The sequence below is a fragment of the Deinococcus rhizophilus genome, from assembly GCF_030271215.1.
GTDB lineage: Bacteria > Deinococcota > Deinococci > Deinococcales > Deinococcaceae > Deinococcus > Deinococcus rhizophilus.
This window is the reverse complement of sequence record NZ_JASNGB010000142.1, coordinates 1-7,569: the sequence shown is the minus strand read 5'-3', so window position 1 is coordinate 7,569 and position 7,569 is coordinate 1. Positions and strand designations below refer to the sequence as shown.

Here is a 7,569-nt window from a genome sequence, read left to right as displayed (position 1 = left end):
GGCGCCGGGCACCCGCCACGCGGCCGGGTCGGTGTGCCACTCGGCCAGCTGGGTGCTCAGGCCCAGGGGAACGCGGCCACTCAGCCGGGCGCTGGTGTAGACGCGGGCGTGGGGGGTGCGCCGCACCCGCAGGTCGTGGCGACGCACCCCCTGAACCAGGGCCACGTCCTCCAGATGCGGCACGTCGGGCACGCCGCCCACCGTGCGGTAGGCCCGCAGGGTCAGGGCCAGATTCGCCCCGAACTGCTGGTGGTGGCGGGGCCAGGGGTCGAGCGGATCGGGGTTGAGACGCGCGGTGAGCTGCTCGGCCGCGAGGCGGTAGGCCGTGTCCTGCAGGTAGACCTGCCGCACCGGGACGGGCAGCCGCGCCCGCTCGTGGGGACACAGCAGGATGCGCCCACACACCAGGTCGGCCCCCCGGCGCACCGCCGCCCGGAGCTGCCACAGCCAGTCGGGGGCTGGCACGCTGTCGGCGTCGGTGGTCACGATCAGGCCGTCCGGGTCGCCCCCCAGCCGGGCCGCGGCCAGTTCCAGGGCGGCCCGGCGCGCCCCGACCACGTTGTCACTTCCGGGCGGCAGGGTGCGGGTGACCACCTGCACCGGGCGCCCGGCGGGAACCGCTTGCAGGGCCCGCTGCGCCGTGTCGTCCGCGGAATTGTTGACCAGAATCCAGACCTCGTACCCCTCCAGCGGCTGCCCACCCGCGCCGATCTGGGCGGCCAGGGCACGAACAGCGCGGCCGATGCGCCCGGCCTCATTGCGGGCGGGCACGGCGACGACCGTCTGGGGGAAAGGGGGCACCCGCATGGCTGAGGCGCAGGCTAGCTCAAGTGCCCCGGCCCAGGCTGCCGGGTCGTCTGCCGAAGTACCTCGAGACGCCCGACATGGCGAAGCTGCTCGGCGCGGCCCACCGCGACCGCAACCCGGCGCGGGGGCTGTGGCAAGGGGGACAGGGAAAAGGACGGTGCCGCTCAGCCCTACCGCTCAGCGGGCGCTGGTGCAGTGGCTGCGGGTGCGGCGGGTGGAGGGCCACCCCAGCAGCTCGCACGTCTGGAGCTGCCTCACCGGGCGCAACCGGGGCCAGCCGTTCAGCGTGCGGACGGTGCAGGCGATGACGACCGCGACGGCGAAGCGGGCGGGGCCAGCTCAGGAGGAAGCGTCCTGCTGCTGGACCGCCAGCAACGCCTGCACGACCTGAGGATCGAAGTGGCGGCCACGTTGCGCCCGGATCTCGGCGAGGGCGGCCTGTGGGGACCATGCCCGCTTGTAGGGACGCTCGCTGGTCAGGGCGTCGTACACGTCGCAGACCGCGAAGATCCGGGCCAGCAGCGGAATCTGCTCGCCGCTCAAACCCTCGGGGTACCCCTGGCCGTCCCAGCGTTCGTGGTGGCTGCGAATCACGTTCAGGGCCCCGGGCGAGAGCCCAGGAATGCCGGAGGCGATCCGGGCTCCCTGCTCCGCGTGGGTCTGCATCAGCGCCCACTCATGGGGGTCGAGGCGGCCCGGCTTGAGCAGCACCGCGTCGGGAATGGCGAGCTTGCCGATGTCGTGCAGGTAGGCCCCCTGCCGCAGCTCAGAGAGCTGATCGCCGCTCAGACCCAGCTCGCGGCCCATGCGTTCGGCCAGGGCCACCACCCGCCCCGTGTGACCGGCCGTTTCGAGGTCACGGGCTTCCAGGGCCAGCCCCAGCCCCAACATGCCGCCCTCGAGGCTGGACCGAGCTTCCTCGAGAACCACCAGACGCTCCAGCGTGTGGCTCAGCCGCAGCGCCACCGCTTCGAGCAGGCGACGGACCTGGGGGGTCACGGCACGCCAGGTGGAGAAGTTGATCAGCCCCAGCACGCCGGTCAGGCGTCTCCTGCAGCGCACAGGCGTGACGACGACCGTCTTGAGCCCCAGCTCCACCCAGGGGCCCAGCGCGTGTGGGGACGCCGGGTAGTCGGCACTCCAGACGGTGCTGTTGCTGGAAGCCGCCCACTCGACCAGCCCCGGACGCCGGTCCAGGCGGTCAGTCGCCTGCAGCATCGGCAGGTCGTAGGGCGGCGGTCCCTTGAAGTGGATCAGCTGGAAGGAGCCGTCCTGATGGGCGTAGTAGGTCAGGCCCTCGAACCCGAGAAGTTCCCGGGCGAGGTCCAGGCCAACCTCGAGAACCTCCTCGGGGGTGCCCAGCAGCTCCAGCCGTTGCGAGAACTCCTCGAGCCCGATCACGCTGCGTTCGCCGGTTGAGCGGGGCTCAGCCTCGCGCTCCTGGGCCTTGTGGTCGTACAGCCGCTGGTCTGCCAGCGCCAGGACGCGGTCCAGCGGTTCCCCGGCCGTCGCCTGCACCACCCCGGCAGCAAAGGCACTCAGGCTGGGCCGGGGACGTGGCGAGGTGAGCCGTGCAGCGTGCAGGCCCGCTTCGACCTGGGCCGGGGAGAGCCCTGTGACCAGGGCCACGAACTCGTCACCCCCCCAGCGGCCCACGGCGCTGCCGAAGGGCACGGCCTGTTCGATGGCGCGGGCCACCGCCCGGATATGGACGTCTCCGGCACCGTGCCCCCCGGTGTCATTGACGGATTTGAGGTCGTTGAGGTCGGCCATCACCACCGTGACCGGGGTTCCGGGGGGCAGGCCCTGGTAGTGCGCGGTGATGCCCCGGCGATTGAGCAACCCGGTCAGGGGGTCGACCTCTCCCACGTGGTGCTCCCGCCACCGCTGGAGCCTGGCCTCGCGGTCCGCCAGAAAGGCGGTGCCCAGCAACCCCAGAACCAGCAATCCACCCAGGCCCAGTTCGACGGCGTCGTTGGAGGGCGTCTCGCCATAGAAGCTGGACAGGGCCTCGAACCACAGCCAGTCGGCCAGTGCTCCGGTCGTGACCGCCAGCGTCATGATCTGCAGCAGGGCCAGGCTGCGCACCGTGCTGACCAGCCAGACGGTCACGGCGACCACGGGAACCGTCAGACTCAGCCACAGGGTGCCCACCAGGGGTTCGCCCCCGCTGCTCTGCGGCCCAGACCGCAGCACCAGCATCCAGAGCCCGCCGAAGACCAGCCCCATTCCCCCCAGCGTCATCAGGGCAGCGTTCGCGTCCATGCGGGGCTGCCATCGCTCGGCCCCGGACCCTCCCGGTCGCGTTGCCTCCCTGCCCAAACGCTTCATGTCCTGCCCATGAGGGCCGAAGCGTAACGAAAGCTCTATCACACCTTCATCACTCCTCCAGGCTCCCCGGCCGGACGCCTGCATCCCCCCACCGGGTGACGACTGTCACCTCCTGGGCCTGACAGCGGGCACTACGGCGCGGGCGGGCCGGGCCTCACCCTGGGGGCATGAATGTCGTCGAAATGCAGGGGGTCAGCCGGACCTACGGGCCGGTCACGGCGCTGCGGGACCTGAGCCTACAGGTCCGCGCGGGCGAACTCACCGCGCTGTTGGGACCGAACGGGGCGGGTAAGACCACCGCCATCTCGCTGATGCTGGGGCTCTCCCGGCCCACCTCCGGCACGGTGCGGGTGCTGGGCGAAGATCCCCGGCACAGCGCGGTGCGGGCGCGGATCGGCGCGATGCCGCAGGAGAGCGCCCTGCCGGGTGCCCTGACCGTGCGCGAGGCCGTCACGCTCTTTGCCAGCTTCCACGCCGCGCCCCTCGGGGTGGGGCAGGCGCTGGCGCTGGCCGGGCTGGAAGACCGGGCGAACCGGCGGGCCGGGCGGCTCTCGGGCGGCGAGCGGCGGCGGCTGGCCTTTGCGCTCGCCCTGATCGGCAACCCCGAACTCCTCCTGATCGACGAGCCCACCACCGGGATGGACGCCGCCAGCCGCCAGGCTTTCTGGGAGGCCCTGGGGGAGCTGAGGGGCCAGGGGCGCAGCGTCCTGCTCACCACCCACTATCTGGAAGAAGCCGAGCGGGCGGCGGACCGGGTCCTCGTGCTGCACGGGGGGCAGCTGCTGGCGGGCGGCACGCCGGAGGCGCTGCGGGCGCAGGTGGGCGGAGCGCGGGTGAGCTTCCGCGCGGGCCTGACGCTGGCCGAGGTGCGGGCATTGCCCGGGGTGCGGTCGGCCCAGGTCGGGGAAGGCGGCCACACCGAACTCCACACGGACACGCCCGAGCGCCTGCTGGCCGAACTGGTGGGCCGGGACGTGCCCTTCCGTGACCTGGAGGTGCGGCGGGCCACCCTGGAGGACGCCTTCCTGACGCTGACGGCTACGGGCCATTCATCCCAGACCGCTTCCCCGTCGCCCTCGCCCGCCTCCCCCCTTTCCCAAGGAGCCTGACATGACCACCCCGCCCATTCCCGCCCCGTCCACCCTCCGCCCGTCCGCGCCGCTGGGGCCTGCGCTGCGCCAGCTCACCCTGGCCGAGAGCCGCCGCCTCAGCCGCGAGCCGATGTTCCTGGTGGGGACGGTGGGCTTTCCGGTGCTGTTCTACGCACTGTTCGGCCTGCCACGGGAGGGCCTGCCCCTGGCGGCCAGCCAGGTCACGCTGCTCAATCTGGCTGCCTTCTCGCTGGTGTCGCTCTCGCTGTTCTCGTTCGGGGCGAATGTCGCCGCCGAGCGCACCGGGGGCTGGCTGCGGCTGATGCGGACCTCGCCGGTGCCGCTGCCCGTGTACGTCGCCGCCAAGGTGCTCGCGGCCTGGATCTACGGCGCCCTCTCGCTGACCCTGCTGTTCACCTTCGCGGGTGTGGTCGGGGGCGTGTGGCTGGGCACGGCGGGGCTGCTGGCCGCCCTGAAGCTGCTGCTGGGCATGGCCTCGCTGGTCGCGCTGGGGCTGATGCTGGGCTTCCTGATCCGCCCCGCCGCCGCCGTGGTCGTCGCCAACGTCGCCAGCCTGCTGCTGGTGTTCGCCTCCGGGCTGGCGCTGCCGCTGGAGATGCTGCCCGCTGGCCTGGCCCGGGTGGCCCCGCTGCTGCCCACCTATCACCTCGGGGTGGTGGGCCGCTCGCCGCTGCTGGGCTCGGAGCACGAGGCCCTGAGCTGGCTGGTGCTGCTGGGCTACACGCTGCTGTTCGGCATGGTCGCCGCCTGGGCGCTGCGCCGCGACGAGGCCCGCGAATGATCCGACTTCCGGCCCAGCAGTTCTTCAACCTGTTCAACCGTTTGAGCAGGAAGAGGGGGGCCTAGACTGTGACCATGCCTGCCGCCCGCCGCCCCGCCCGCGACTGGATGTCCCTGGGGTGGCTGCTGTTCCTGGCCTACCCGGTCGCGGGCTTCGTCCTTCAGCCGCGCACGCTGGCCGAGGGGGTGTGGTTCTGGGGCGTGCTGCTGGCCTTTGTCGCCCTGTACGTGGCCTCGCAGTGGCGGCGGGGCGGGGACGACGCGGCCTGGGCGCTGGCCGGGTACGCGGGGGGGCTGCTGGCCTTTGCGGCGGTGTTCCCGCTGCTGGGGGCGGCGGCGACCAGCTTCCTGATCTACGGCAGCTTTCTGGTGGGGAACCAGCCCCACCGGGCGCGGGCGCTGGGGTTCTCGGGCCTCTCCGCGCTGCTGCTGCTGGGCCTGATGTTCTGGTATCTCCCGCGCTGGAGCGGGGAGCCGTGGGCCTGGGCGGTCCCCACGGGCTGGGCGCTGGCCTCGGTCTACATGCTGTTTTCCACCTACGGGATGCACCTGGGCTGGCGGGCCCGCGAGGCCGGGCGGCAACTGCGGCTGGCCCAGGCCGAAAAGGAGCGGCTCGCCGCCGACGCCGAGCGCGAACGCATCGCCCGCGACCTGCACGACCTGCTGGGGCATACCCTGTCGGTGATCGTGCTCAAGAGCGAGCTGGCGAGCCGACTGGCCGAGCGTGATCCCGCCCGCGCCGCCGGGGAAATTCGGGAGGTCGAGCGCATCAGCCGCGAGGCGCTCTCCGAGGTTCGCGCCGCCGTCCGGGGCTACCGGGGCAGCGGGCTGGGGGCCGAACTCGCCCGCGCCAAGGTCGCGCTGGACGCGGCGGGCGTGCGCCTGACCGTCACGGCCCCCCTCTCCAGCCTGCCCCCCGAGACCGAGGCCAGCGCCGCCATGCTGCTGCGCGAGGCCGTGACCAACGTGGTGCGCCACGCCCGCGCGAGTGCGGTGCAGGTCAGCCTGACCTCCGGGCCGGGCGGCCACACCCTGACCATTCAGGACGACGGCCTCGGCGGTCAGGCCCCCGAGGGCACCGGCCTGAATTCCATGCGCGAGCGCCTGCGGGCGGCCGGGGGCACCCTGGAGCGCGACGGGCGGCAGGGCACCCGCCTGGTGGCCCACTTTCCGGCGGTGGACAGTCCCCATCCCGCGCCCGGCCGGGAGGCGGCCCTGTGATCCGCGTTGTGCTGGCCGAGGATCAGGCGCTGGTGCTGGGAGCACTCTCGGCGCTGCTCTCGCTGGAGGGCGACCTGGGGGTGGTGGGCACGGCAGGCGACGGAGAGGCCGCGCTGGCAGAGGTCCGGCAGCACCGCCCGGACGTGCTCGTCACCGACATCGAGATGCCGCGCCTGAGTGGGCTGGACCTGGCCGCGCAGGTGCGGACCGAGTTTCCGGGCGTGCGGGTGGTCATCGTGACCACCTTCGGCCGGGCCGGGTACCTGCGCCGGGCGCTGGCGGTGGGCGCGGCGGGCTACCTGCTCAAGGACGCCCCAGCCGCCGAACTCGCGGACGCCATTCGCCGGGTTCATGCCGGGGGGCGGGCCATCGACCCGGTCCTCGCCACTGGAGCCTGGGGCGAACCCGATCCCCTGACCGACCGCGAGCGTCAGGTGCTGCGGGCCGCCGAGACGGGCCAGGGCACCGCCGCCATCGCCGGGGCGCTGGGCCTCTCGGAGGGCACGGTCCGCAACTACCTCTCGGAGGCCATCGGCAAGCTGGGAGCCGCCAACCGGGCCGAGGCGGCGCGGCGGGCGCGGGAGAAGGGCTGGCTGTGACCCTGCCCGTGCGGCGGGCGTCTGCTGGCACAGCCTTGAGCGCCACCGCCGATCTGGTTGGCCTGCCTGGTCCATCACGCGCCGCCCTCCGGCCCACGAGGCCGCCGTCTGGGGGGGCGCGAAGTCTGCACATCCTGCCGTGGGTCGCCCGGCCTGACGCTGGGGTTCCGGGGGCGTGCCCGTCGGAGCGGTGCGGGCGGGTGGCCACTTTTCTGCCCCCGGCGAGGGGGTTCAGGGGGCAGGCGGGGACGAGCCGGTCTGCGCCTGCGCTTGGCGCAGCAGGGCCTGAAGCTGGGGAGCGTCGACCGGCCCCAGGTGGCGGGCAGCGACCTGACCTGTGCGGTCCAGANGGCGAGGGGGTTCAGGGGGCAGGCGGGGACGAGCCGGTCTGCGCCTGCGCTTGGCGCAGCAGGGCCTGAAGCTGGGGAGCGTCGACCGGCCCCAGGTGGCGGGCAGCGACCTGACCTGTGCGGTCCAGAACGAAGGTGCTGGGATACCCGCTGACCTGCAGGGCCTGCCGCAGCTCTCCCCCATCCACGAACGTGGGGGCCTGAACGCCGAGGCCGTCCAGGAAAGCGCGTACCTGCGCCGGGTCCTCCCCGGCATTGATCAGCACGACGGGTTCACCGGCGGCCAGCGCCCGGGCCAGGACCGGCAGCTCCGCGCGGCAGGGACCGCACCAGGTCGCCCAGACGTTCACCACGGCGGGCCGGGGCAGG

General features: G+C 73.2%; 8 protein-coding genes. 5 read left to right on the top strand and 3 right to left on the bottom strand.

Annotation, left to right across the window (positions count from 1 at the left end; all coding sequences use genetic code 11):
* A partial coding sequence (locus QOL99_RS12965; RefSeq protein ID WP_285524408.1) for a glycosyltransferase occupies positions 1-807 on the bottom strand: 807 nt, incomplete at its 3' end.
* Between the two features lie 157 nt (positions 808-964).
* Between QOL99_RS12965 and QOL99_RS12960 the strand changes: the two genes are divergently transcribed.
* Complete coding sequence (locus QOL99_RS12960) at positions 965-1,198, top strand: hypothetical protein (RefSeq protein ID WP_285524407.1); 234 nt, start codon at positions 965-967, stop codon at positions 1,196-1,198.
* On the opposite strand, the gene QOL99_RS12955 is transcribed toward QOL99_RS12960, so the two are convergent.
* Positions 1,147-3,072 (bottom strand): HD domain-containing phosphohydrolase, encoded by a 1,926-nt coding sequence (locus QOL99_RS12955; protein WP_285524406.1) that lies wholly within the window; start codon positions 3,070-3,072, stop codon positions 1,147-1,149. The genes QOL99_RS12960 and QOL99_RS12955 overlap by 52 nt on opposite strands.
* A gap of 233 nt (positions 3,073-3,305) precedes the next feature.
* Between QOL99_RS12955 and QOL99_RS12950 the strand changes: the two genes are divergently transcribed.
* The 4 genes from QOL99_RS12950 to QOL99_RS12935 all read left to right on the top strand — a co-directional run bounded on the left by QOL99_RS12950 (position 3,306) and on the right by QOL99_RS12935 (position 6,850).
* Positions 3,306-4,247, top strand: coding sequence for an ABC transporter ATP-binding protein (locus QOL99_RS12950; protein WP_285524405.1), 942 nt, complete (start codon positions 3,306-3,308; stop codon positions 4,245-4,247).
* Position 4,248: 1 nt separating this feature from the next.
* Positions 4,249-5,031, top strand: coding sequence for an ABC transporter permease (locus QOL99_RS12945; RefSeq protein ID WP_285524403.1), 783 nt, complete (start codon positions 4,249-4,251; stop codon positions 5,029-5,031).
* A 74-nt stretch (positions 5,032-5,105) separates the two neighbouring features.
* Positions 5,106-6,251: a sensor histidine kinase gene (locus QOL99_RS12940; RefSeq protein ID WP_285524401.1), complete on the top strand. Its 1,146-nt coding sequence runs from the start codon at positions 5,106-5,108 to the stop codon at positions 6,249-6,251.
* Positions 6,248-6,850, top strand: coding sequence for a response regulator transcription factor (locus QOL99_RS12935; protein WP_285524399.1), 603 nt, complete (start codon positions 6,248-6,250; stop codon positions 6,848-6,850). The genes QOL99_RS12940 and QOL99_RS12935 overlap by 4 nt, the downstream gene beginning before the upstream one ends.
* Before the next feature lie 361 nt (positions 6,851-7,211).
* Here the strand turns inward: QOL99_RS12935 and QOL99_RS12930 are convergent.
* A partial coding sequence (locus tag QOL99_RS12930) for a TlpA family protein disulfide reductase (RefSeq protein ID WP_285524397.1) occupies positions 7,212-7,569 on the bottom strand: 358 nt, incomplete at its 5' end.

Excerpts from the sequence above, each read along its gene's own strand:
- QOL99_RS12950 (WP_285524405.1), top strand. The coding sequence starts at position 3,306 with ATGAATGTCGTCGAAATGCAGGGGGTCAGCCGGACCTACGGGCCGGTC.
- QOL99_RS12945 (WP_285524403.1), top strand. The coding sequence starts at position 4,249 with ATGACCACCCCGCCCATTCCCGCCCCGTCCACCCTCCGCCCGTCCGCG.
- QOL99_RS12955 (WP_285524406.1), bottom strand. The coding sequence starts at position 3,072 with ATGGACGCGAACGCTGCCCTGATGACGCTGGGGGGAATGGGGCTGGTC.
- QOL99_RS12940 (WP_285524401.1), top strand. The coding sequence starts at position 5,106 with ATGCCTGCCGCCCGCCGCCCCGCCCGCGACTGGATGTCCCTGGGGTGG.